Below are 24,490 nucleotides of genomic sequence, written 5' to 3'. Positions count from 1 at the left end.
AGCGTGCGCACGTACAGCCCGAAGCCTGGTGACGTCGACCGCAAGTGGCACGTCATCGACGCATCTGACGTGGTGCTTGGGCGTCTCGCCGTCCAGACCGCGACCCTGCTTCGCGGCAAGCACAAGCCGACGTTCGCCCCCCACATTGACAACGGTGACTTCGTCATCATCGTCAACGCGGAGAAGGTCGCCCTCTCCGGCAACAAGCGCCAGGACAAGCTCGCGTACCGCCACAGCGGATACCCGGGCGGCCTCAAGCAGATCGCCTACGGCGACCTGCTCGAGAAGGACGCGCGCAAGGCCGTCGAGAAGGCCGTCTGGGGCATGATGCCCAAGAACCGCCTCGGCCGATCGCTCATGAGCAAGCTGAAGGTCTACGCCGGCCCCGAGCACCCGCACGCCGCTCAGCAGCCGCAGACCTTCGAGATCACCCAGATCGCCCAGTAGGCCCAGGAAGCAGTGAGGATCAACGTGGCTGAGTCCAGCACCGAGACCGTCGAAACGACCGACGAGTTCACGGCCAACACCGAGGGTGTCTCGTACACCTCGGAGAGCGTCCCGAGCGCGGAGTCGGCGGCCCGTTCGTCGATCATCGCCCCCTCGGCGGCGACCGGTCGCCGCAAGGAGGCCGTCGCTCGCGTCCGTATCGTTCCCGGCACCGGCTCGTGGACCGTCAACGGCAAGTCGCTCGAGGAGTACCTCCCCAACAAGCTGCACCAGCAGATTGCCAAGGAGGCCTTCGCCGCAACCGGTCTCGGCGAGAGCTTCGACGTCGTCGCCCGCGTCTCCGGCGGTGGCATGACCGGCCAGGCCGGTGCCCTCCGTCTCGGTGTCGCCCGTGCGCTGAACGCCGTCGACGAGGAGTCGAACCGCGCGACGCTCAAGAAGGACGGGCTCCTCACGCGTGACGCCCGCGCCAAGGAGCGCAAGAAGGCCGGCCTCAAGAAGGCCCGCAAGGCGCCTCAGTACAGCAAGCGCTGACGGCCGAGCCGTGGGTCGGATCTTCGGAACCGACGGCGTCCGTGGGATCGCGAACGAAGATCTCACGGCAGAGCTCGCGGTCGACCTCGCCGTGGCAGCAGCCCACGTGCTGGGGGAGGCCGGAGCCTTCGCCGACCAACGGCCGACCGCAGTCGTGGCCCGCGATCCTCGCGCCTCGGGAGAGTTTCTCGAGGCCGCGGTGGTCGCGGGTCTCGCGTCTGCGGGGGTGGACGTGCACCGTCTCGGTGTCGTCCCCACACCTGGTACGGCGTACCTGACGTCGGCGCTCGCCGCCGACATGGGCGTCATGATCTCCGCGAGCCACAACCCGATGCCCGACAACGGCATCAAGTTCCTGGCCCGCGGCGGGCTCAAGCTCGACGACGCCATCGAGGACGCGATCGAGCGCACCCTCCAGCAGCCCTGGAAGCGTCCGACCGGAGCCGCGGTGGGCCGGATCGGCGACAGCCCGACCGCTCTGCGCACGTACGAGCGGCACCTGGTCGGCGCGGTCGACCGACGCCTCGACGGGATGCGCGTCGTGCTCGACTGCGCGAACGGCGCGGCCTGCGAGGTGGGGCCGGCGGCGTTCCGCGAGCTCGGGGCCGAGGTCATCGCCATCCACGCCGAGCCCGACGGTCTCAACATCAACGCCGGGTGCGGGTCCACGCACCCGGAGGACCTGCAGCGAGTGGTGCTCGAGACCGGCGCCGACGCGGGGTTCGCCTTCGACGGAGACGCCGACCGATGCCTCGCGGTGTCGGCCGACGGTGTGCTCGTCGACGGTGACCAGATCCTCGCCATCCTCGCGCTCGCGCTGAAGGAGGACGGCCGTCTCGTCGACGACACGGTCGTGGCGACGGTCATGTCCAACCTCGGCTTCGTCCAGGCGATGGAGGCCGCGGGCGTGACGGTCGTGCAGACTGCCGTGGGAGACCGCTACGTGCTCGAGGCGATGCGCGGCCGGGGGTTCAACCTGGGCGGCGAGCAGTCGGGGCACGTCATCATGAGCGACCACGCGACCACCGGCGACGGTGTCCTCACCGCTCTCGCGGTGTCCAGCCGGATGGTCGGCACGGGCCGCTCGCTCGCCGACCTCGGTGCGGTGATGCACCGGCTCCCGCAGGTGCTCGTCAACGTCTCCGGCGTCGACAAGGGCCGTGCCGGCACCGATCCCGTCGTGGCGGCGGCCGTCGCCGAGGCTACCGACGAGCTGGGCGGGACGGGTCGAGTCCTGCTGCGCCCCTCGGGCACCGAGCCGCTCGTACGCGTGATGGTCGAGGCGAGCACCGCCAGCCATGCCGAGACCGTCGCGCAGCGCCTGGCGACCGTCGTCGGCTCCGCGCTCGCCCTCTGACCCATCCCCGACTCGTCGCGTCCGGTCCCGTCCCGTGCGGCCCCGTCCCGTCCGCGGTGTGTGCGGTTCGTCCAAGAATCTCGCCCGGATTCCTTGACCAGCTGCACACATCGCGGACGAGGCGGGACGCTCGGGCGAAACCCGGGTGCGGCCTGGGGCTGTCCCGACCTACCGTGACGGCATGCAGATCGAGGAGCTCGACCCCGCCGACGACGCCGGGCTGGCCGCGTTCCACGAGCACGAGGTACGCGTCGCCGCGACGCAGCCGTACGGCACGGCCTGGACGCTGCCGGAGCTGACGGTGGCGGCGCGGACGGACGACCCGTGGACGGCACGGGCGTTCCTGTGGGCCCGCCTCGACGACGGTGAGGTCGTCGCGACCTGCCAGCTGGAGGTCCCGCTGCGTGACAACCTGGAGACGGCGTGGGTGGCGTTGGCGACCGCCCCCGAGCACCGCGGATCGGTCGGTCCCTTCATCGAGCACCTCAAGGACCGGGTACGGCTGCTCGGCCGCAGGCGGCTGGAGTGCTCGGCGAAGTGGCCGCCTGGCGACGACGAGGGCCCGGACGCCGAGCTGCTTCGTGCGCACGGGTTCCGGCTCGGTCTCATCGAGGCGCAACGCGTCCTCGACCTGCCTCCGGACCGCGACGAGCTCGCTCGGTTGGCCGAGAAGGCCGCCGGTCACCACGCGGGGTACGAGCTGCGCACCTGGCGCGGACCCGTGCCGGACGACCTCGTGGCCCCGTACGCGGCGATGCGCAGCGTGATGGCGGTCGAGGCGCCCGCGGGTGACATGGGGTGGGAGGCGGAGGACTTCCCGCCCGAGCGGGTGCGCCAGGAGGAGGCCGAGCTCGCAGCCCAGGGGAGGGTCATGTGGACGACCGTGGCGGTCGCCCCGGACGGCGTGCTGGCGGGGCACAGCCAGATCGTCGTGCCGGGCTCGGACCCGGTGAACGCCTACCAGTGGGACACCCTCGTGCTCCCCGAGCACCGCGGGCACCGCCTCGGACTCGCGATGAAGGTGCGCAACCTCCTCGCCGCGGCCGACGACCTGGCGCCGCGTGAGCTCCTGCACACGTGGAACGCGGCCGACAACGCGCCCATGATCGCCGTCAACGAGGCGATGGGCTTCCGGCTGGCGTCGATGACCGGCGAGTTCCGGTGCGACCTCTGACGCTCAGGCGTCGGCGGGGACGCGCTCGTCGGTACGGACCAGGTAGCGCGTGAGCACGAGTCCCCAGGCGGCCGCGATGAAGAACATGATCAGGCCGTAGACCGCGCCCGGGATGGAGATCTCCGTCTCGTCGAGGATCTCGACCGCGACGTAGATCGCCAGCGTCGCGTTGTGGACGCCGATCTCGAACGACGACGCGACAGCCTGGCGCTCGGTGACGCCCGCCCACCGGGGGACGAGGTAGCCGACCGCGAGGCTCACCACGCAGAAGAGGGTGGCGACGGCGCCGACCTGCGCGGCGTACTCCACGACGTTGTCACGCTGGTCGATGAGGATCCCGAGCACGAGGACGCCGAGGATCACGGCCGAGGCGATCCTGACGGGCTTGTCCATCCGCGCGGCGAAAGCGGGCCGTGCCGAACGGATCGCCATGCCGAGAGCGACCGGGAGGAGCACGATCGCGAAGACCTCCAGGACCTTGGTGAACTGCAGCGAGACCGAGCTGTCGGTGTCGAAGTAGGCGATGGCGAGGTTCGTGATCAGAGGCAGCGAGACGATCGCGATGATCGAGTTGATCGCGGTCAGCGTCACGTTGAGCGCGACGTCTCCGCGGAAGAGGTGGCTGTAGAGGTTGGCGCTGGTGCCGCCCGGTGACGCGGCGAGGAGCATCATGCCGATCGCGAGCAGCGGAGGGAGGTCGAAGAGCAGGACGAGGCCGAAGCACACTGCGGGGAGCAGGAGGAGCTGGCAGGCCAGCGCGACCACGACGGCACGGGGGTGCCGGCCGACGCGCCGGAAGTCGTCGAGGGTCAGCGAGAGGCCGAGACCGAGCATGATGATGCCGAGGGCGATCGGAAGCCCGACCGTGCTGAGCGCGGAGTCCATGGCGCACACCCTAGGGGTGAGGGCCATCACAGCGCGAGGTGCGGGTCAGAGCTTGCGCAGACGGACCCATCGCACGGAGTGGTCGGCGTCCTTGCGCAGCACCAGCGTGGCGCGCCCGCGGGTCGGCTCGATGTTCTCCTTGAGGTTCGGGCCGTTGATCGAGTCCCACAGCAGCGAGGCCTGCGCGGTCGCCTGCTCGGCGTCCAGAGCGCCGTAGCGCACGAAGTACGAGTCGGGGTCGCGGAACGCGGTCTCGCGCAGGCGCAGGAAGCGCTCGATGTACCACCGGCGGATGTCCTTGCGGGCCGCGTCGACGTACACCGAGAAGTCGAAGAAGTCGCTGATCGCGAGCCCCGGTCGGCCGTCACCCCGGACTCGCGCGGGCTGCAGGACGTTGAGGCCCTCGATGAGGACCACGTCGGGCCGGTTCAGCGTGACGACCTCGTCGGTGACGTCGTACGAGAGGTGCGAGTAGACCGGGGCCTCGACCGTCTCACGCCCGGACTTGACGGCCATGACGAAGCGCAGCAGGGCCTTGCGGTCGTACGACTCGGGGAACCCCTTGCGCTCGAGCAGACCCCGGCGCTCCAGCTCGGCGTTGGGGAGCAGGAACCCGTCGGTGGTGACGAGCGACACGTTGCTGTGGCCCGGGCTCTTGGCGAGCAGCTCGCGCAGCAGCCGGGCGGTCGTCGACTTGCCGACCGCGACCGATCCCGCGATGCCGATCACGTACGGCGTGCGCTGCGGCTGCGGGCGGCGCAGGAACGCCTCGGTGGACCGGTAGAGCTCGCCCGCGTAGCCGATGCGCATGCTGATCAGCTGCGTCAGCGGCACGTAGACCTTGCGGACCTCCTCGAGATCCAGCTCGTCCCCGAGGCCTCGGACCTCGTCGATCTCGCGCTGCGACAGCGGCTGCGGCGCCTCGCCCGCGAGGGCGGCCCACGCGCCGCGCTCGAGCTCGACGTACGGCGAGGTGTCCCCGGAACCCGGCTGCGTGAGCGACATGGACCCCATTGTGGCGGCCGACCTCGTCAGCGGGGTCGGTACCCTGTTGCTCATGTGTGGAATCGTGGGTTATGTCGGTGAACGGTCCGCCTTGGACGTCGTCCTCGGGGGTCTGCGCCGTCTCGAGTACCGGGGCTACGACTCGACCGGTGTCGCGCTCGTGAGGGACGGTTCGATCGTCTCCGCGAAGAAGGTCGGCAAGCTGGCCAACCTGGACGCGGAGCTCGCCGAGCACCCGTTGCCGGAGTCGACCACCGGCATCGGGCACACCCGTTGGGCCACGCACGGGCCGCCGAGCGACCGCAACGCGCACCCGCACGTCTCCGAGGACCACCGGGTCGCCGTGGTCCACAACGGCATCATCGAGAACTTCGCGGAGCTGCGGGCCGAGCTCGAGGCGGAGGGCGTCGAGCTGCAGTCCGAGACCGACACCGAGACGGTCACTCACCTGGTCGACCGCGAGCTGCTCAAGGGAGCCGTCGACCTCACCGAGGCGGTGCGCCGGGTGTGCCTGCGCCTCGAGGGCGCGTTCACCCTGGTCGTCGCCGACGGCGCCGACCCCGACCGCGTGGTCGGAGCCCGTCGCAACTCGCCGCTGGTGGCCGGCCGAGGAGACGGCGAGAACTTCCTGGCCTCCGACGTCTCCGCGTTCATCGACTACACCCGAGACGCCGTCGAGCTCGGGCAGGACCAGGTCGTGACCATCACCCGCGAGGGCATCGACGTCATCGACTTCGAGGGTGCCCCGTCGAAGGTCACCGAGTACCACGTCGACTGGGACATCTCCGCCGCCGAGAAGGGCGGCTACGACTGGTTCATGCTCAAGGAGATCGACGAGCAGCCCAAGGCGGTCGCCGACACCCTCCTCGGTCGCCACGACTCCCAGGGGCGCCTGATCCTCGACGAGATGCGCCTGTCCGACGACGAGCTCCGTCACGTCGACCGGATCCTGATCATCGGGTGCGGGACGGCGTCGTACGCCGGGATGGTTGCCAAGTACGCGATCGAGCACTGGACGCGGATCCCGTGCGAGGTCGAGCTCGCATCGGAGTTCCGCTACCGCGACCCGATCGTCGGCCAGTCGACCCTCGTGATCGCGATCAGCCAGTCGGGCGAGACCGCCGACACCCTCCAGGCGATCCGGCACGCACGGCAGCAGGGCTCGAAGGTCCTCGCCATCTGCAACACCAACGGGTCGACCATCCCGCGCGAGTCCGACGCCGTCATCTACACCCATGCCGGCCCCGAGATCGCGGTGGCCTCCACCAAGGGCTTCCTCACCCAGCTGATCGCCTGCTACGTCCTCGGCCTCTATCTCGCGCAGGTCCGCGGCACCAAGTTCGGCGACGAGATCGCCTCGACGGTCGCGGAGCTGGAGAAGCTCCCCGCCGGGATCGAGGCCGTCCTCGAGCGTGCCGACGTGGTCCGCGACCTCGCCCGCGAGCTCGCCGGCCAGCGGACGTTCCTGTTCCTGGGGCGCCACGTGGGCTACCCGGTCGCGCTCGAGGGCGCCCTCAAGCTCAAGGAGCTCGCGTACCTCCACGCCGAGGGCTTCGCGGCAGGCGAGCTCAAGCACGGCCCGATCGCCGTGATCGAGCCAGGGCTGCCGGTCTTCGTCGTGGTGCCGCCCAAGGGCCGCGACCAGCTCCACGACAAGGTCATCAGCAACATCCAGGAGATCCGGGCGCGCGGTGCGCGGACGGTGGTGCTGGTCGAGGACGGCGACACGTCGGTCGACCCGTACGCCGACGTCCTCATCCGGCTCCCGAAGGCGCCGACGCTGCTGCAGCCGGTGCTGGCCGTCGTCCCGCTGCAGATCTTCGCCGCCGAGCTCGCCACGCTGCTCGGCCACGACGTCGACCAGCCGCGCAACCTGGCGAAGTCCGTCACGGTCGAGTGATCGTCGGGATCGGCGTCGACGTGGTCGACGTCGAGCGCTTCGCCGCCGCGCTGGAGCAGACTCCAGCGCTGCGTGAGCGGCTCTTCGCGCCCGGCGAGCGGACCGGTGCGCCGGTGGTGCTCGCGGGGCGCTTCGCCGCCAAGGAGGCGCTGGCCAAGGCGCTGGGCTCGCCGGGCGGGCTCTCCTGGCACGACGCCGAGGTCGGGCGTTCCGCGTCCGGACGACCGACGCTGACGGTCACCGGCGCTGCCGGCGCTCGCGCCGCGGAGCTCGGTGTGGTTCGGTGGCACCTGTCGATCGCCCACGACGGGCCGGTCGCCACCGCGTTCGTCGTGGGAGAGGGTTGACATGCTGCACGCACACACCGTCGCCGACGTCCGCGCCGCCGAGGCCGCCCTCATGGCGCGAGTCCCACCGGGCTCGCTCATGCGCTGGGCGGCGGCCGGCCTCGCGGCGTACGTCCGGGAGGTCGCTCCCGGACCGAGACCCGTCGTCTTCCTGGTCGGCACCGGAGACAACGGCGGAGACGCGTTGTACGCCGCCGCCGAGCTGGCGGGTGAGCGCATCGTCGCGGTCGCGTTCGCCGACCCGGCCCGGGTTCACGTCGACGGGGCACGTGCCGCGCAGGCTGCGGGGTGTCGCCTGGTCGACTCGCCGACGGGCTTCACGGTGGTCGTCGACGGTGTCGTCGGGATCGGCGGCTCGCCGGGGCTCCGGCCGCCCGTCGACGGCTGGCGGGCGATCCTGGAGGCCGAGCGGCCGTTCGTCATCGCGGTCGACGTGCCGAGCGGTGTCGACGTGGACGGCGCCACCGTGCCGGAGTCGTTCCTCGCCGCCGACGCGACGTGCACCTTCGGGACCTACAAGAACGCGCTGCTGGTGGACCCCGCGGCGCGCTGGGCCGTGCACGGAGCGCTGCCCCGGCTGGTCGACATCGGCCTCGGCCCCTACCTCCCGGCGCCGTCCGTCGAGGCGCTGGAGGCCTCCGACAACCGGCTGCTGATGGCCGTCCTCGCCCCGACCCTGGACCAGCGGCGGACCTCGCCGACGCAGAAGTACGCGCGCGGCGTCGTCGGTGTCGCTGCCGGGTCGTCGGCGTACGCCGGCGCCGCGCAGCTGTGCGTCCGCGGCGCGCTGGCCGGTGTCGCGGGGATGGTGCGGTTCGTCGGCGAGCCGGCGCTGGCCGCCCGGGTGGTCGACCGGTGCCCGGAGGTCGTCGCCCACACCGACGCGGCCGAGCGCGGCCGCGTCCAGGCGTGGGTCGTCGGCTCGGGCGGAGGTGACGACGCGTCCGAGCGGCTGCGGATGGCGCTCGAGGACGAGGTCCCGGTCGTGGTCGACGCGGACGCGCTCCAGCACCTCCCCGACCGCCTCGCCGTCCCGGCCCTCCTGACCCCGCACGCCGGTGAGCTCGCGCGGATGCTCGACGTCGAGCGGTCGGCGGTCGAGGCCGACCCGCTCGGACATGCGACCCGCGCGGCGGAGCGCTGGGGCGCGACCGTGCTGCTCAAGGGCGCACGCACCCTCGTCGCCTACCCGGGCTCACCCACGCGGGTGAACCTCACCGGGACGCCGTGGCTGGCCACCGCCGGTGCCGGCGACGTCCTCGCCGGCCTTGCCGGGTCGTTCCTCGCCGCGGGGGCGCACCCCCGAGACGCGGGCTCGCTCGCGGCCTTCGTGCACGGTGTCGCGGCGGTCACTGCGTCGGCCGGCGGCCCGGTGACCGCCGGGCAGGTCGCCGACGCCGTTCCCGCGGTGATCACGGCGTGGCGCAACGGCCTCCTCGACGAGTCGCAGGTACGCGACTGGAGGGACCGGTGACCGCCCCGGCGGAGGCGGTCGTCGACCTCGACGCCTACCGGGGCAACCTCGCGGTCCTCCGTACGGCGGCGCCTGACGCCCTCCAGATGGCGGTGGTCAAGGCGGATGCGTACGGGCACGGCGCGGTCGAGATCGCGGGCGCGGCTCGCGAAGCCGGTGCGGAGTGGCTCGGCGTCGCCACGGTCGAGGAGGCGTTGGTCCTGCGGCGAGGCGGTGACACCGGACCCGTGCTGGCCTGGCTCTCGCCGGCGGGGGCGGACCTCGCTCCGGCGATCGACGCCCGGGTCGATGTCGCCGCCGGATCGGTGTCCCAGCTCGATGCCGTCCTCGAGGCGGGCGCCACGGAGCGACCCCGTGTGCACCTCAAGGTCGACACCGGCATGGCCAGGGGTGGCGTACGCGGCGAGGAGCTGACCGCGCTGTTCGAGGCGGCCCGCGACGCCCAACGCTCGGGACGGCTCGAGATCGTCGGGATCTTCTCGCACCTGGCCTGCGCCGACGAGCCGGCGAGCCCGGTCAACGGTGCCCAGGAGCATGCGTTCGCCGCCGCGGTCGCCGAGCTGGCGTCGCTCGGAGTGGAGCCGCAGCTGCGCCATCTCGCGAACTCCGCGGCGACGCTGACACGGCCGAGCACCCACCACGACCTGGTGCGCGTCGGCATCGCCTCGTACGGACTGAGCCCTGGCCCGGCGATCGGAGCGCCTGCCGACCTGGGTCTGACGCCCGTCATGACGCTGCGGACCGCGCTCTCGCTGGTCCGCCGGGTGCCGCCAGGCACCGGCGTGTCGTACGGGCACACCTTCGTCACGAAGCGCGAGACGACGCTCGGTCTCGTCCCGCTGGGCTACGGCGACGGCATCCTGCGGGCCGCGTCCAGCAAGGCGCCGGCCTGGGTCGGCGGCCACCGCGTGAGGATCGCGGGCCGGGTCTGCATGGACCAGATCGTGCTCGACCTCGGCGACCTCGAGGCGCAGCGCGGTGACGAGGTCGTCCTGTTCGGCCCCGGAGATCGGGGCGAGCCGCTCGCCGAGGACTGGGCGGTGGCGGCGGGCACGATCGGTTACGAGGTCGTCACTAGGCTTGGAGGCAGGATCGTCCGGCGCTACGCAGGCTCCCCGCGACCGGCACACTGACGTGCCGCGACGCCGCTCGGAGTCGGTCGTCGCTGCCACAGAGGAGGAGCAACGCATGGACTGGCGCAAGGTGGGGGCGTACGCGGCGGTGGCCGCAGGGACGGTCGCGGCGGCCGGTGCCACGGCTGCTGCCGCCCGCGTCGCGACCGACCGCCAGCGGGTGCGTCGTCGCTCCCGCCGAGGTGACGCGATGGAGTTCGGGACGCTGCACGTCCCGGCGGTGACCGTGCCCGCGACCGACGGCGTCCCTCTCCACGTCGAGGTAGAGGAGCCCGACGACGTGGAGGCGGGCGACCGGCCCACCATCGTCTTCTGCCACGGCTGGGTCCTCGACCTGGACTGCTGGCACTACCAGCGCGCCGCGCTGCGCGGGCAGGCGCGGATGGTGCTCTGGGACCAGCGTGAGCACGGCAGCTCAGGAGACGGGTCGCCGGAGAGCTGCACGCTCGACCAGCTCGGCGACGACCTCAAGTCCGTGATCGACGCCGTCGCGCCGGAGGGTCCCCTGATCCTCGTGGGTCACTCGATGGGCGCGATGACCGTGATGTCGTTCGCCGCCCAGTACGGCGACGTCGTCCGTGACCGCGTCGTCGGTGTCGTCCTCATGGGCACCAGCGCCGGCGACCTGGTCCGTCCCAAGGACCCGCTGGCCCTCCTGCACCCGTGGCTCCCGCGCCTCGGGCCGCTCGTGGCGGCGGCCCGCCGCCTCGACTCGTACCCCGTCACCCGCGCCTTCGCCATCGGACCGACGTCGTCTGCCAAGTACGCCGACATGACGGACGAGATGATCGCCCGGTCCCGGGACCGGGCGCTGTGGGACTTCGCCGCCAACTTCGTCGACCTGGACCTGTACGACGCCCTCGACGTGCTGCCGGGGCGACGCACGCTCGTCATGGGCGGGACCAAGGACCGGCTGACGCCGTTCCGCCACTCGCGCCGGCTGGCGGAGATGATCGACGGGTCCGAGCTCATCGCGTACGAGGGTGCCGGCCACATGATGATGCTCGAGCGCCACGAGGAGGTCACCGCTGCCATCGAAGGGCTGTGGGGATCGGCCGAGCCGGCCGTACGGAGCGGGGAGGGCTGGCCCGCATGACCGGCTCCACGCTGCCCAACTTCCACGCCCTGAACGTCTTCGACGCCCCGCCGGAGCGTGCTGCCGACGTGCTCGCGGTGATCCGTCGTTCGTTCGGCGCCCGGCCCGTGCTCGACCCGCCGTCGACCGCGTTGACCGAGAGCGTGGAGTCGGTCCGTGAGGCCCTCGCCGAGGGTGGCGGACTGCTCGTCGAGCGCCGGGGCAAGCCGATCGGCGCCATGCTCTACGACACGTCGCGGCCGGGCCTGCTCGGCTTCCGTCGTGTGTCGGTCGACCCGGACCACCAGGACCGCGGCGTCGCCTCGGCGATGGTCGGCGTCGCCGAGGACACCGCCGAGGAGCGCGGTCTGGACGGCGTCTGGCTCGACGTGCGCGAGGAGCTCCCGGAGAACGTCACGTTCTGGACGCGCCGACGCTACTTCCCGGTCCGGCAGCACGGCACGACGATCGAGTTCGGCAAGACGCTGTGGCTCGCGCGCGAGCTCCCCACCGCCGAGGACGCGCACGCCTTCGGAGTCCGGCTCGCCTCGTTGCTGCAGGCGGGTGACGTCGTGGTGATGTCCGGCGGTCTCGGTGCGGGCAAGACCACGCTCACCCAGGGGATCGGGGAGGGCCTCGGCGTGCGCGGTCCGGTCACGTCACCGACCTTCGTCCTCGCCCGTACGCATCCGAACCTGGCCGGGGGCCCACCGCTCGTCCACGTCGACGCCTATCGGCTCGGCGGTGCGCTCGAGCTCGACGACCTCGACCTCGACACCGCCACGGAGGACTCGGTGACCGTCGTCGAGTGGGGCGCAGGGATGGCCGAGGACCTCAGCGACTCCTGGCTCGAGGTACGGCTGGAGCGGCGCGCGGCGACCGTCCTCGACCCGCTGGGCGCCGAGGCGCCCGAGCGTGCGGACGTCGACGACCACGACGTACGCCTCGTCACGGTCAAGCCGCACGGGGTGCGGTGGGCGAGGGTCCCGCTGCGGTCGACGCTGCTCGGTCCCGGCGCGGTCGCGCACTCGGCGCAGGCCCGCGGCCTCGAAGAGCCGAGACCACTGTGAGCGTCACCACGCCTGGCGTAACCTGTGCCCCGATGCTGATCCTCGCCCTCGACACCGCCGCACCGGCGACCTCGGTCGCCCTCCACGACGGGACCACTGTGCTCGCCTCCGACTCGCGCCCCGGCGCGATGAGTCACGGCGAGATGCTGGCGCCGGCGATCGCCGCCGTCCTCGCTCGGGCGGGCGTCGACCGCCGCGACGTGACCGATGTCGCCGTCGGCGTCGGGCCCGGGCCGTTCACCGGCCTGCGGGTCGGTGTGGTGACGGCGCGGACGTTGGCGGTGTCGCTGCACGCGCGGCTGCACGGTGTCTGTTCGCTCGACGTCATCGCCGCCGAGGCGGTCGCCGCAGGTGCGGTCGAGGACGCGTTCGTCGTCGCCACTGACGCCCGTCGCAAGGAGGTCTACTGGGCGGAGTACACGCCGCGCGGTGAGCGCGTCGGTGATGCCGATGTGATGCGGCCCGCCGACCTCGCGGCACGCCTGCCGTCGACGATGCCGGTGCTCGGACGAGGAGCGGACCTGTACGCCGAGGTCCTCGCTCGCGTCGACGGACCCGCCGACCCCGATGCCGGGGTGCTCGCCGGCATGGTGGCAGCGGGGACGGCGGTCGAGGTGGGCACCGAGCCGCTCTACCTGCGGCGTCCCGATGCCGCTCCGGCGGTCCAGCGCAAGCGCGCGTCGGCGTGATCCGCCCTGGGATGCCAGGCGACCTGGACGCGTTGACCTCGCTGGAGGACGCTGCGTTCGGTCGTGAGGCGTGGTCGAAGGAGCAGGTCGCCGACGAGCTCGACGGCGCGAGCCGGCACGTGGTCGTGGCCGAGGAAGCCGGCGCCGTGATCGGCTACGGCAGCCTGGTCGTCGCCGGGGACACCGCGGACGTGGTCCGGATCGCGGTGCTGCCCGGGCGGCGCAGGACGGGGGTAGGGCGCCGGCTTCTGGCGGCGCTGCTGGGGGAGTCCGAGCGACGAGGCGTGGAGCGGGTGCTGCTCGAGGTGGCATCCGACAACGTCGCGGCGACCGGGCTGTACGAGGCAGGGGGCTTCGCCGCGATCGCGACGAGGCCGAACTACTACCGCTCGGGCGCGGACGCCGTCGTCATGGAACGCCGCGTGGTGCCCCGAAGGGATGGCTGATGTACCGGCTGCCGTCGGGAACACCGTGGGAGGAACGGTACGGATACGTGCGCGCGGTCTCGTACGGACCGCACGTCGCGATCGCCGGCACCACGGCGACCGTCAACGGGACCGTGATCGGGGTCAACGACCCGTACGTGCAGACCATGGTGGCGTTCGGGATCGCGATGGACTCGCTGCGCAAGTGCGGGCTCGACGCCCAGCACGTGGTGCGGACCCGCATGTACGTCATCGACATCACCGATGCCGACGAGGTGGGCCGCGCCCACCGGGAGCTCTTCGGCTCCACGCCGCCGGTGTCGACGATGCTCGAGGTCAACCGGCTGATGCATCCCGACCATCTCGTCGAGGTGGAGATCGACGCCTACGCCGAGGGTCGCTGAGGGATCGCTGAGGCGCCCCTCCTCCGGTACGTTCGGGCGTCATGGATAGGCAGCAGCACGTGCTCTCGACCGCAGACGGTGGACGACTGGCCGTGACCCGTTGGCCGGCGGAGGGCCCCGCCGTGGTGCTCCTGCATGCCGGTGTGGCGGACAGTCGATCGTGGGCAGCGGTGGCGGACGCACTCGTCGACGACGGTCTCGATGTCGTCGCTTACGACAGACGGGGCTACGGGGCGAGTCCCGCCGCCGATCCGACCTCGGCCTTCACGCACGTGGCGGACCTGATCGAGGTCCTCGACGACCTGGCGCTCGAGCAGGTCTTCCTCGTCGGCAACTCCATGGGCGGAGCCCTCGCGCTCGACGCGGCGCTGCTGCACCCGGATCGCGTCACAGGGGTCTTGCTCGTCGGAGCCGGTGTGTCGGGCATGACCGACGAGGACACTCCGTTCGACTGGCAACCAGATCCAGCCTCGGGGCCCCTCATCGACCGCGCTGATGATCCGTCCCTGAGCGTCGACGCTCGGATCCGTGCGCTCACGCACCTGTGGCTCGACGGCCCGGGGACTGTCGAGGGGAGGGTCGGCGGCCCACCTCGGACGCTGTTCGAGGCCATGAATCGAACCATCCTCGACGTCGCCGCTCCCGAGTCGGCGGGAGACGCGGGGCTCGACGCCTGGACGCGGCTCAGCGAGCTGACCGTGCCGGTGCTGACCACGTGGGGTGAGCACGACCTGCCGTGCGACCTCCCGTTCTACGAGGAGACCGCTCGTCGCATCGGCCAGGGCCCGGGTCGTGTCCTGCCGGCGGTGGCGCACCTGCCCGGCCTCGAGGAGCCGGAGCTGGTGGCGCAGCTGATCCGGGACGAGGCGCCGCATCCGAGCCACCACTAACCTACGCGACCGTAGGTCGGTAGGGTTGCGGGATGCGCGACATCACGTACCCGCCCGTCGTGGCGACGGCCAAGACCCTCTTCAAGCTGCGCGGCTGGAAGATCCAGATGCTGGGCACCGAGAACATCCCCCGCGAGGGCGGGGCCGTCATCGCGTCCAACCACGTCGGGTACGCCGACTTCGTGCTCGACGGCTTCCCCGCCGCGCGTCGCGGCCGGCTGGTGCGCTTCATGGCCAAGAAGGAGGCCTTCGACCACCCGGTCGGTGGCCCGGTCCTCCGATCGATGCACCACATCCCGGTCGACCGCTCGTCGGGTGCGGAGTCCCTGGAGGCGGCCGTCGACTACTGCCGTCGTGGTGAGCTCGTCGGGATCTTCCCCGAGGCCACCATCAGCCAGTCGTTCGAGATCAAGGGGGTCAAGTCCGGCGCTGCGCGCATCGCCGCGCAGGCGGGCGTGCCGCTGATCCCGATGGTGCTCTTCGGGACGCAGCGCATCACGACCAAGGGCCACAAGCCCTCGCTCCCGTGGGGCCTGCCGATCGTCATCAACGTCGGCGAGCCCCAGCACCCCACCGGTGCAGATCCCGTTGCCGAGACGAAGGCCCTCAAAGAGTCCCTCGAGAGGCTCCTCGACGAGGCGATCGCGGCCTACCCCGAGCCCCTCGAGGGTCAGTGGTGGGCGCCGGCGCGGCTCGGGGGTTCCGCGCCCACGCTCGAGGAGGCGGCGCGCCTCGATGCCGAGGAGCGTGCGGCTCGCGCGGCACGGAAGGCCGAGAAGGCTCAGAAGGCCGCTGGCTGACCGAGTCGCATCAGGCCCGCGGACGTGTCGCGAAAGCCGCACGCGGCGTAGAAGCCGGCGAGGTGCGGCTCGAAGTCGACGTGCAGCCAGGTGACTCCCGCCGCGGCGACGTCGTCCTGGATCCGGTCGACGATCGCGAGGCCGATCCCGCGCCGCTGCCACGAGGGATCCACGACGGTGTCGAGAAGGAAGGCGTGCGCGCCCCCGTCCCCCACCGCGTGCACGAAACCCACGAGGCGGGGGCCGTCGAAGGCGCCGACCCAGGCGATGCTGTGACGCGCCAGCCGCCGGCTCCAGGACGAGGTCGTGGATCCTCGGGTGCCGAACGCGCGCGCGTGCAGAGCGCCGAGCGCGTCGTCGTCCACGGGGAAGCGTGAGCGTACGTCCGCCGTCTCTGCCGCCATGGTGGTCACGCTACCGACGTCCCGCCTCCGGCCGAGGCGCGAACGACGTGTAGGACCAGCGCTCGGCGGGCCGGGTCGCGTCCAGCGCCTCGAGGTCGTCGTCGGTCGGCTCCCACTCCGCGGCGGCGACGTTGGCGTGGACCTGCTCGACCCGCGTGACGCCGGCGATGACGCTCGCGACGGCGGGCTGGGCCGCGAGTCCTCCGATCGCGACCTCCAGCATGCTCCGGCCACGGTCGCGGGCGTACGCCTCGAGTGCCTCGACGCGGTCCCAGTCGGCGTTAGCCAGGCGTGCGGCCTGGTTGTCGGCCGCGAGACGCGAGCCTTCGGGAGCGGCCTGGCCGCGGGCGTACTTGCCGGTCAGAAGACCGTACGCGAGGGGGAAGTACGGCAGCAGGCCGACGCCGAGCGCCTCGCACGCCGGGACCAGCTCGGCCTCGGCCGCGCGGTTGTACAGCGAGTACTCGTTCTGGGCCGACACGAAGGCCGTGGTCCCCGCCGTGCGCGCGGTCCAGTCGGCGTCCACCAGCTCCCACGCCGTGAAGTTCGAGCACCCGGCGTAGCGGACCTTGCCCTCCCGCACGAAGTCGTCCATGACGCTCAGCGTCTCCTCGACCGGCGTGACGCGGTCGGGCGTGTGGAGCTGGTAGAGGTCGACGTAGTCGGTCCCGAGGCGGGTGAGGCTCGCCTCGAGCGCACGGCGCAGATAGCGGCGCGACGCGCGGGCGCCCCAGTCGGGACCGTTGGCGCCGCCCATGTCCATGCCGCCTTTGGTGGCGAGGACGACGTCCCCACGCCGAGCACCCAACGCCCGTCCGAGCAGGACCTCGCTCGCGCCGGTCCCGTAGGTGTCGGCGGTGTCGAAGAGCGTGACGCCGGCGTCGACGGCCGCGTGCACGACCTCCTTCGTACCGGCTTCGTCGACGCGCGACCCGAACGCGTTGCACCCGATCCCGACCACTGACACCATCAGGCCGCTTCGGCCCAGCGGACGCATCCGCATTCAGTCACCCACCTCTCCGTCGGCGAGCTCCCGCAAGATGTCGAGATGCCCGTTGTGGCGCGCGGTCTCCTCGACGAGGTGCGCGACGACCCAGCGTACGTTCGGCTGGAAGTCGCGCCGCGGCTTCGCCGTCAGGTCGTCCAGGTCGCGCTCGGCGAGGATCGCGTCGCAGGCGGCGATCTGCTGGCGGTAGCCGGTGAGGATGTCGTCCAGCGTCATCTGTGCGGCGATCTCGAACTCGCCGTCGGGGTGCTCGTCCGACCAGGGGGCACGGTCCTCGCCGCCCGCGACGACCACCTCGACCCAGTAGTGCTCGTTCCAGCGCAGGTGGTTGATCACGTTGGCGATCGACATCAGCGGCGAGGTAGCCAGCGGTGTGGCGTGCGCGAGGTCCTCGGGGAGGCCCTCGGCCTTCGCGAGGGCGGTCTCCCTGACGTAGCGGAGGAGGGTGAGCGCTGTGGTGCGCTCGTCGACGGTGGATGGAGTGTCCGTACGGTCCATGACCCCACCCTGGCACCATGGGGACGTGAGCACTGCGACGACCCACGCCGACGGCCCCCTCGTCCTGGGGATCGAGTCGTCCTGCGACGAGACCGGGGTCGGCATCGTCCGCGGGACCGAGCTCCTCGCCAACGCCGTCGCCTCCAGCGTCGAGGAGCACGTCCGCTTCGGCGGGGTCGTCCCGGAGGTCGCGAGCCGCGCGCACCTCGAGGCGTTCGTCCCGATGCTCGAGAAGGCACAGGCCGACGCGGGCGTCTCCGTGGCCGACGTCGACGCGATCGCCGTCACCAGCGGGCCCGGACTGACCGGCGCGCTCCTCGTCGGGATCGCCGCCGCGAAGGCGCTCGCGATCGCGTACGACAAGCCGCTGTACGGCATCAACCACCTGGTCGCCCACGTCTGCGTCGATCGGCTCGAGCACGGTGAGCTCCCGGAGCCGACCGCCGCCCTGCTCGTCTCCGGCGGCCACACCAACCTCCTGCTCGTCGACGACGTGACCAGCTCGGTCCGGATGCTCGGCGAGACGATCGACGACGCCGCGGGGGAGGCCTTCGACAAGGTCGCCCGTCTGCTGGGCCTTCCGTATCCCGGTGGTCCGGAGATCGACCGCGCCGCCCGCGACGGCGACCCCACGGCGATCGCGTTCCCTCGCGGCCTGACCGGTGGACGCGACATGGACAAGCACCGCTATGACTTCTCGTTCTCGGGGCTCAAGAGTGCGGTCGCGCGGCACGTCGAGCACGAGGAGCGCATGGGCCGGTCGATCTCGGTCCCCGACGTCGCGGCCTCCTTCCAGGACGCGGTGTGCGACGTCCTCTCCGCCAAGACGGTCCGCGCGTGCGTCGATCACGGGGCGGAGCACCTGGTCCTCGGCGGGGGTGTCGCGGCCAACGGCCGCCTGCGCCACTACGTGCTGGAGCGCGCCGAGGCGGCCGGGATCGACGTACGGATCCCGCCGCCGGTGCTCTGCACCGACAACGGCGCGATGGTGGCGGCGCTCGGCTCGGCCCTGGTCGCCAAGGGCGCCGCGCCGAGCTCGCTCGACCTGGCCGCGGACTCCTCGATGCCGGTCACGCAGATCGTCGCCTGAGCGGCCTCTCCAGCCACCCACTCGTGTGGGCAAGAACACATTTCTTGCGTCTCCCCTATTGCAACTTGTGGTTACACCTGCGTAGGTTACTGAGCCGTAACACCCAGTTCACTGGGTATCGGACAGACGGACGCTCGCGAGGGCGGGCCGTCGATCTGGAGGGGATCACCTTGTCCATTTTTAGGAATCCAACGGCTCGAAGGCCGTTGTCGCTCGCAGCATCCGGGGCCTTGGTCGCCGGCATCGCCGTGAGCGCGACGGCTCTCGGGGCGGCGCCGGCCAGTGCGGACGACGTCGAGCTCAACAAGGACTTCACCTACACGTGCAACGTCGTCGCGGCAGGGCTCGCGCTCGGTGACTTCTCCGTGGGTGTCAACGCCAGGGTGGTGATCCCGGATGTTGTCGCCCCCGGCGACACGATCCCGGCTCGCAAGACCCAGATCACGCTGACGCTGCCTGAGCCGCTGCGCTCGGCGACGTACGGCCTGCTCGGTGCGCGATCGGCCAGCGGCTTCTCCAACGACGCGAGCATCAACATCACGGTTCCGGGGATCACCGACCCGTTCGTGTACCCGATCGCCAACCTCGCCGCACCGTGGTCGCCCGTCCCGGCGACGTCGACCCCGCCGTGGCAGATCCCGACCGAGGGCGACGTGCCCGCGATCCCGGTTCCCACGACGGCGGAGTACCCCGGCCTCGAGCTGCCGAGCACGGGCACCATCCACATGCCGCGGGCGTTCAACGTCATCGCATCGCTGCGCAACGCCGCCGGTGAGCTGGTGGGCGGCGAGGGCGCCGTCACGATGGCGTGCACCTTGCCCGCTGCCAGCGACGACACCTTCGGAACGTTCGGGATCGAGGAACCGCCGCCGCCGCCGAACACGCCGCCCACCGCGGGCAACGTGACGGCCTCCACGGACTTCGGTGCGCCGGTCGACATCACGCTCGCGGGCGCCGATGCCGACGAGGGCGACGAGCTGACCTACACCTACGGAGAGCCGGCCAACGGCACCGTGACCGGTGAGGGTGCCAACGTCACCTACACGCCCGACGAGGGCTTCTTCGGCACCGACACCTTCACCTACACCGTCTCCGACGGTGAGGCGGAGGCCACCGGCACCGTCACCGTCAACGTCGGCGAGCCGCCCAACCAGGCGCCGACGGCGAACGACGGCACGGCGGCGGTCCAGAGTGGCGACCCGGTGGACATCACCCTGTCGGCCTCTGACCCCGACGGCGACGACCTGACCTACACCTACACCCAGCCTGAGAACGGCACGGTGTCCGGTGAGGGCCCGAACGTCACCTACACCTCGGACGAGGGCTTCGCCGGCGACGACACGTTCACCTTCACGGTGGACGACGGCAACGGCGGCACCGACACCGCGACGATCACCGTGTCCGTCACTGCCGACCCGCCGACGAACGTCCCGCCGACCGCGGGCAACGTGACGGCGGAGACCAGGGAGGGCTCGGCGGTCGACATCACGCTCGAGGGCGCTGATGCCGACGAGGGCGACACCCTGACCTACACCTACGGGACGCCGGCCAACGGCACCGTGACCGGTGAGGGCGCCGACGTCACCTACACGCCCAACGAGGGCTTCTTCGGCACCGACACCTTCACCTACACCGTGGACGACGGCAACGGCGGCACCGCGACCGGAACGGTCACCGTGACGGTCACCGAGGTCATCGACCCGCCGGACAACACGCCGCCCACCGCGGGCGACGTGACGGCGGAGACCAACCAGGACGAGGCGGTCGACATCACGCTCGAGGGCGCTGATGCCGACGAGGGCGACACCCTGACCTACACCTACGGGACGCCGGCCAACGGCACCGTGACGGGTACGGGCGCCGACGTCACCTACACCCCGAACGCCGGCTTCTTCGGCACCGACACCTTCACCTACACCGTCTCCGACGGCGAGGAGGAGGCCACCGGCACGGTCACCGTGACGGTCAACGAGGTCGTCATCCCGCCGAACACGCCGCCTACCGCGGGCAACGTGACGGCGACGACCAACCAGGACAGGGCCGTCAACATCGCGCTGCGCGGTGCGGACGCCGACGGCGACACCCTGACCTACACCTACGGCACGCCGGCCAACGGCACTGTGACGGGTACGGGCGCCAACGTCACCTACACCCCGAGGGCCGGGTTCTCCGGCACCGACACCTTCACCTACACCGTCTCCGACGGCCAGGCGGAGGCGACCGGCACCGTCACCGTGACCGTCACCAAGGTCACGCAGCCGCCGGCCGACAAGTGCGGTCCGATGCCCAACCCGCTGCGCGAGCCCATCAAGTGGCTCAAGTGGCTCGCCTGCAAGATCCTGGGTCACCTGGGTCGCTGAGCAGGAGCCGCTGAGCGGCACTGAAGCACGAACGCCGGTGGCGGGACCTCAGGGTCCCGCCACCGGTGCGTCTGTGCGGAGGACCGGCTCGACGAGGTAGGCCCGGCCCTCTCCCGCCACGCGGGTGAGGACGACGGTGGCGGTCTCCGAGCCGGCCAGCCGCAACCGTCTGACCAGCACCTCAGGGACCACCGAGACGCCCCGCTTCTTGACGGTCAGCGTGCCGACGTCGCGCTCGCGCAACGCCGCCCGCAGCTGCTTCTCCCGGTACGGGAGCTCCTCCAGGACACGGAAGGCCCGGGCGTACGGCGTCGCCACGTGCGTGGCGCTCGAGACGTAGGCGATGTGCGGATCCACGAGCCAGCCGTCGGTGAGGACAGCGACCGCGGTCACGAGACCTGCGCGGATCACCGCGTCGTCGGGCTCGTAGAGCCAGTCACCCGGGGCGGCGACGTGGACCTCGGTGGGCGCGTCCGCGTCGGTCAGCGTGGCCGTGGCGTGGGTCCCGATGACGGTGGCCCGCCGCGTCGCCCCGGCGTACGCGGGTCCCCAGAGGCAGGCTTCGACGAGGTCCCCACGGTCGCTGACCCACTCCGCCTCGACACCGTCGGGAACCAGATCGTGGGCGATGCCCGGGAGCACCTTGGCCAGGCCGCGATCGGCGAGCACCCCCACCACGAACGACCACGGAGGGCTGAACGCGTCGAGGTCGAACGTCCGACCGCGCCCGTCCCGCCGTGCCGGATCGACGAACGCCGCGTCGTACGGGGTCAGGTCGACCGCCGTCAGGTCCGCGACGCCGACGGTGCCGTCGAGCCGCAGGGCAGCGAGGTTCGCCCGCGCCATCGCGGCCCGGAGCGGATCGCGCTCCACGCCGTGGACCGACAGTCCCGCGCGGGCGAACGCCGCGAGGTCGGCGCCGATCCCGCACCCCAGGTCGACCAGCGTGCGGGCGCCGGTGGCGCTCAGCCGCTCGGCGCGATGAGCGGCGACCCGCAGGCGCGTCGCCTGCTCGAGCGCGTCCGGGGTGAAGTACATGTTCGCGGCGTCGGCGCCGAGCTTGGTGGCCGCCCGGCGCCGCAGCGCCACTTGACTCGTCGCCGCCGCGACCAGCTCGGGGGAGTGGCCCTGCCGGCGCAGCCGGGTGACCAGCGTCAGCTCGTCGACGCTCCCGTACGTGGCCTCGGCCTCGCGGAGGACCTGCTGTCCCTCGGCGTCGAGGAGTCGTTCGAACGTCTCGACCTCCATGGGGGCAAGTCTCGCAGCACGGGCCCGGAGGCCGGGCTCACGGGCGCTGGCACTCTGCTTGACCGAGTGCTAACCCGGCTCTAGGTTGGATTTAGCACTCTCGTATCCTGGGTGCTAACGGTGCACCGCGTACGGCTCCCGCGACGGCGTGCGTGCGAGCACCTCGAAGGACCCACAGTCCCAGTCCCGTCGTACGGGCGAACGCCCGCTCACGGGGTAACACGAAAGGGGAGGTCGACAAGTGTCGGTCACCATCAAGCCGCTCGAGGACCGTATCGTCGTCAAGATTCTCGAGGCGGAGCAGACCACCGCCTCGGGCCTGGTCATCCCGGACACCGCCAAGGAGAAGCCCACCGAGGGCTCCGTCCTGGCCGTGGGCCCGGGCCGCTTCAACGAGGACGGCGACGAGCGCATCCCCGTCGACGTCAAGGTCGGCGACGTCGTCGTCTTCAGCAAGTACGGCGGCACCGAGGTGAAGTACGACGGCGAGGAGTTCCTCATCCTGTCGGCGCGCGACGTCCTCGCGGTCATCGAGAAGTAGCGACGTGCTCGCCCCGGCGGTCCGAGACCGCTGGGGCGAAAGCACTCGTCCGCAGCACATGGGCCCGCGGTGTCTCGACGGGTCCGACACCACAGAGAAGGATCCCCATGCCCAAGATTCTTGAGTTCGACGAGACTGCTCGTCGGTCACTCGAGCGTGGCGTCGACATTCTGGCCGACACCGTGAAGGTGACGCTCGGCCCCAAGGGTCGCTACGTCGTCCTCGACTCCAAGTGGGGTGCGCCGACGATCACGAACGACGGCGTGACCGTCGCCCGTGAGATCGAGCTCGACGACCCGTTCGAGAACCTCGGCGCCCAGCTCGCCAAGGAAGTTGCCACCAAGACCAACGACATCGCCGGTGACGGCACCACCACGGCGACCGTGCTCGCTCAGGCGATGGTCCACGAGGGCCTGCGCGCCGTGGCGGCGGGCACCAACCCGATCGCCCTCAAGCGCGGCATCGACAAGGCCGTCGCCGCTGTCTCAGAGCGGCTCCTCGAGCTGGCCCGTGACGTCGACGACAAGCAGGACATGTCGCACGTCGCCAACATCTCGGCGCGTGACGCCCACATCGGTGGCCTGATCGCCGACGCCTTCGACAAGGTCGGCAAGGACGGTGTCATCACCGTCGAGGAGTCCAACACGATGGGCACCGGCCTCGAGTTCACCGAGGGCATGCAGTTCGACAAGGGCTACCTCTCGCCCTACATGGTGACCGACACCGAGCGGATGGAGGCCGTCCTCGACGAGCCGTACATCCTCGTGAACCAGGGCAAGATCTCGTCCGTCGCCGACCTCCTCCCGCTGCTGGAGAAGGTCGTCCAGGCGGGCAAGTCGCTCCTGATCATCGCCGAGGACGTCGACGGCGAGGCGCTCTCGACGCTGGTCGTCAACAAGATCCGCGGCACGTTCACCTCGGTCGCCGTCAAGGCGCCGGCGTTCGGTGACCGCCGCAAGGCGATGCTGCAGGACATCGCGGTCCTCACCGGCGCCCAGGTCGTCACCCCCGACCTCGGCCTGAAGCTCGACCAGATCGGGCTCGACGACCTCGGCACGGCGCGTCGCGTCGTCGTCACCAAGGACGACACCACGATCATCGACGGTGCCGGCAAGGACGACGAGGTCTCCGCCCGCGTCAACCAGATCAAGGCCGAGATCGACTCGACCGACTCCGACTGGGACCGCGAGAAGCTCCAGGAGCGCCTCGCGAAGCTCGCCGGCGGCGTCTGCGTCATCCAGGTGGGTGCCGCGACCGAGGTCGAGCTCAAGGAGAAGAAGCACCGCATCGAGGACGCCGTCTCGGCGACCCGTGCGGCGATCGAGGAGGGCATCGTCGCCGGTGGCGGCTCCGCTCTCGTGACCGCCGTGTCGGTGCTCGAGGACGACCTCGGGCTCACCGGTGACGAGGCCGTCGGTGTCGCGATCGTCCGCAAGTCGGCCGTCGAGCCGCTGCGCTGGATCGCCGAGAACGGTGGCGAGAACGGCTACGTCGTGGTCGCCAAGGTCCGCGAGAGCGGCCAGGGCTACAACGCCGCGACCGGCGAGTACGGCGACCTGGTCGCCCAGGGCGTCCTCGACCCGGTTAAGGTCACGCGCTCCGCGCTGGCCAACGCGGGCTCCATCGCCGCCATGCTGCTCACCACCGAGACGCTGGTGGTCGAGAAGCCGGCCGACGACGAGAGCTGATCCGAGCGCACTCCCACGACGAAGGCCCGTCCCGTGAGGGGCGGGC

The 24,490-nt window shown here is 71.4% G+C and carries 25 protein-coding genes; 19 read left to right on the top strand and 6 right to left on the bottom strand.

All coding sequences use genetic code 11. The annotated features are described in order from the left end of the window. Positions 1-3 precede the first annotated feature (3 nt). The 4 genes from rplM to KV100_RS06360 all read left to right on the top strand — a co-directional run bounded on the left by rplM (position 4) and on the right by KV100_RS06360 (position 3,512). Positions 4-447, top strand: a complete 444-nt coding sequence (gene rplM, locus KV100_RS06375; RefSeq protein ID WP_220342025.1) for a 50S ribosomal protein L13 — start codon at positions 4-6, stop codon at positions 445-447. Positions 448-471: 24 nt separating this feature from the next. Beyond that, on the top strand, positions 472-981 hold the full coding sequence (gene rpsI, locus KV100_RS06370) for a 30S ribosomal protein S9 (protein ID WP_220342024.1): 510 nt from the start codon (positions 472-474) through the stop codon (positions 979-981). A gap of 10 nt (positions 982-991) precedes the next feature. Then, positions 992-2,338: a phosphoglucosamine mutase gene (gene glmM, locus KV100_RS06365; protein ID WP_220342023.1), complete on the top strand. Its 1,347-nt coding sequence runs from the start codon at positions 992-994 to the stop codon at positions 2,336-2,338. Between the two features lie 181 nt (positions 2,339-2,519). After that, the gene (locus KV100_RS06360) at positions 2,520-3,512 is read left to right on the top strand and encodes a GNAT family N-acetyltransferase (protein WP_220342022.1); all 993 of its coding nucleotides are present in this window, start codon (positions 2,520-2,522) and stop codon (positions 3,510-3,512) included. Positions 3,513-3,515: 3 nt separating this feature from the next. Here the strand turns inward: KV100_RS06360 and KV100_RS06355 are convergent, their stop codons facing one another. Together KV100_RS06355 and coaA are read right to left on the bottom strand one after the other, a co-directional pair. Next, the gene (locus tag KV100_RS06355) at positions 3,516-4,397 is read right to left on the bottom strand and encodes a bile acid:sodium symporter family protein (protein ID WP_220342021.1); all 882 of its coding nucleotides are present in this window, start codon (positions 4,395-4,397) and stop codon (positions 3,516-3,518) included. Between the two features lie 45 nt (positions 4,398-4,442). Next, entirely contained in the window at positions 4,443-5,411 is a 969-nt protein-coding gene (gene coaA / locus KV100_RS06350; RefSeq protein WP_220342533.1) for a type I pantothenate kinase, read from the bottom strand. 43 nt (positions 5,412-5,454) lie between these two features. Here coaA and glmS point away from each other — a divergent pair, with 43 nt between their 5' ends. Genes glmS through KV100_RS06295 form a run of 11 tightly spaced genes read left to right on the top strand, consistent with a single transcriptional unit; the run spans position 5,455 to position 15,609 of the window. Continuing rightward, the gene (gene glmS, locus KV100_RS06345) at positions 5,455-7,302 is read left to right on the top strand and encodes a glutamine--fructose-6-phosphate transaminase (isomerizing) (protein ID WP_220342020.1); all 1,848 of its coding nucleotides are present in this window, start codon (positions 5,455-5,457) and stop codon (positions 7,300-7,302) included. Continuing rightward, the gene (locus KV100_RS06340; protein WP_220342019.1) at positions 7,299-7,649 is read left to right on the top strand and encodes a holo-ACP synthase; all 351 of its coding nucleotides are present in this window, start codon (positions 7,299-7,301) and stop codon (positions 7,647-7,649) included. The genes glmS and KV100_RS06340 overlap by 4 nt, the downstream gene beginning before the upstream one ends. A gap of 1 nt (position 7,650) precedes the next feature. After that, complete coding sequence (locus KV100_RS06335; RefSeq protein ID WP_220342018.1) at positions 7,651-9,123, top strand: bifunctional ADP-dependent NAD(P)H-hydrate dehydratase/NAD(P)H-hydrate epimerase; 1,473 nt, start codon at positions 7,651-7,653, stop codon at positions 9,121-9,123. Beyond that, a complete protein-coding gene (gene alr / locus KV100_RS06330; protein WP_301022612.1) occupies positions 9,120-10,256 on the top strand; it encodes an alanine racemase in 1,137 nt (378 codons plus the stop codon). The genes KV100_RS06335 and alr overlap by 4 nt, the downstream gene beginning before the upstream one ends. A gap of 55 nt (positions 10,257-10,311) precedes the next feature. After that, a complete protein-coding gene (locus KV100_RS06325; RefSeq protein ID WP_220342017.1) occupies positions 10,312-11,352 on the top strand; it encodes an alpha/beta fold hydrolase in 1,041 nt (346 codons plus the stop codon). After that, positions 11,349-12,401, top strand: a complete 1,053-nt coding sequence (gene tsaE / locus KV100_RS20080; protein ID WP_220342016.1) for a tRNA (adenosine(37)-N6)-threonylcarbamoyltransferase complex ATPase subunit type 1 TsaE — start codon at positions 11,349-11,351, stop codon at positions 12,399-12,401. Before KV100_RS06325 ends, tsaE begins: the two co-directional genes overlap by 4 nt. A gap of 32 nt (positions 12,402-12,433) precedes the next feature. Continuing rightward, positions 12,434-13,090, top strand: coding sequence for a tRNA (adenosine(37)-N6)-threonylcarbamoyltransferase complex dimerization subunit type 1 TsaB (gene tsaB / locus KV100_RS06315; RefSeq protein ID WP_220342015.1), 657 nt, complete (start codon positions 12,434-12,436; stop codon positions 13,088-13,090). Positions 13,091-13,101: 11 nt separating this feature from the next. Then, positions 13,102-13,536 (top strand): ribosomal protein S18-alanine N-acetyltransferase, encoded by a 435-nt coding sequence (gene rimI / locus KV100_RS06310; RefSeq protein WP_220342014.1) that lies wholly within the window; start codon positions 13,102-13,104, stop codon positions 13,534-13,536. After that, positions 13,536-13,919: a Rid family hydrolase gene (locus KV100_RS06305; protein WP_220342013.1), complete on the top strand. Its 384-nt coding sequence runs from the start codon at positions 13,536-13,538 to the stop codon at positions 13,917-13,919. Before rimI ends, KV100_RS06305 begins: the two co-directional genes overlap by 1 nt. Positions 13,920-13,960: 41 nt before the next feature. Further along, positions 13,961-14,809 carry an alpha/beta fold hydrolase gene (locus tag KV100_RS06300; protein ID WP_220342012.1) on the top strand — a complete coding sequence of 283 codons (849 nt, stop codon included), beginning with the start codon at positions 13,961-13,963 and terminating at the stop codon, positions 14,807-14,809. A 32-nt stretch (positions 14,810-14,841) separates the two neighbouring features. After that, positions 14,842-15,609, top strand: coding sequence for a 1-acyl-sn-glycerol-3-phosphate acyltransferase (locus tag KV100_RS06295; protein WP_220342011.1), 768 nt, complete (start codon positions 14,842-14,844; stop codon positions 15,607-15,609). On the opposite strand, the gene KV100_RS06290 is transcribed toward KV100_RS06295, so the two are convergent. The 3 genes from KV100_RS06290 to KV100_RS06280 are packed head-to-tail and all read right to left on the bottom strand — an operon-like array spanning position 15,591 to position 17,517. Beyond that, on the bottom strand, positions 15,591-16,013 hold the full coding sequence (locus KV100_RS06290) for a GNAT family N-acetyltransferase (RefSeq protein WP_220342010.1): 423 nt from the start codon (positions 16,011-16,013) through the stop codon (positions 15,591-15,593). The two genes, KV100_RS06295 and KV100_RS06290, sit on opposite strands and share 19 nt — an antisense overlap. Before the next feature lie 10 nt (positions 16,014-16,023). Beyond that, on the bottom strand, positions 16,024-16,983 hold the full coding sequence (locus KV100_RS06285; protein WP_255559061.1) for an aldo/keto reductase: 960 nt from the start codon (positions 16,981-16,983) through the stop codon (positions 16,024-16,026). 33 nt (positions 16,984-17,016) lie between these two features. Then, a complete protein-coding gene (locus KV100_RS06280) occupies positions 17,017-17,517 on the bottom strand; it encodes a DinB family protein (protein ID WP_255559062.1) in 501 nt (166 codons plus the stop codon). Positions 17,518-17,542: 25 nt separating this feature from the next. Between KV100_RS06280 and tsaD the strand changes: the two genes are divergently transcribed. Together tsaD and KV100_RS06270 are read left to right on the top strand one after the other, a co-directional pair. Then, positions 17,543-18,607: a tRNA (adenosine(37)-N6)-threonylcarbamoyltransferase complex transferase subunit TsaD gene (gene tsaD, locus KV100_RS06275; RefSeq protein ID WP_308289306.1), complete on the top strand. Its 1,065-nt coding sequence runs from the start codon at positions 17,543-17,545 to the stop codon at positions 18,605-18,607. 230 nt (positions 18,608-18,837) lie between these two features. Then, positions 18,838-20,967, top strand: coding sequence for an Ig-like domain-containing protein (locus tag KV100_RS06270; protein ID WP_220342006.1), 2,130 nt, complete (start codon positions 18,838-18,840; stop codon positions 20,965-20,967). A gap of 48 nt (positions 20,968-21,015) precedes the next feature. On the opposite strand, the gene KV100_RS06265 is transcribed toward KV100_RS06270, so the two are convergent. Further along, positions 21,016-22,215 carry a class I SAM-dependent methyltransferase gene (locus tag KV100_RS06265; protein ID WP_220342005.1) on the bottom strand — a complete coding sequence of 400 codons (1,200 nt, stop codon included), beginning with the start codon at positions 22,213-22,215 and terminating at the stop codon, positions 21,016-21,018. Between the two features lie 241 nt (positions 22,216-22,456). On the opposite strand from KV100_RS06265, the gene groES reads away from it, so the two are divergent. Beyond that, a complete protein-coding gene (groES, locus tag KV100_RS06260; protein ID WP_149770274.1) occupies positions 22,457-22,756 on the top strand; it encodes a co-chaperone GroES in 300 nt (99 codons plus the stop codon). 107 nt (positions 22,757-22,863) lie between these two features. Then, positions 22,864-24,444, top strand: coding sequence for a chaperonin GroEL (groL, locus tag KV100_RS06255; RefSeq protein WP_220342004.1), 1,581 nt, complete (start codon positions 22,864-22,866; stop codon positions 24,442-24,444). The last annotated feature ends 46 nt before the right edge of the window (positions 24,445-24,490 follow it).

Source organism: Mumia sp. zg.B21, assembly GCF_019550855.1.
Taxonomy (GTDB): Bacteria; Actinomycetota; Actinomycetes; order Propionibacteriales; family Nocardioidaceae; genus Mumia.
This window is presented reverse-complemented; position numbering and strand designations above follow the sequence as displayed.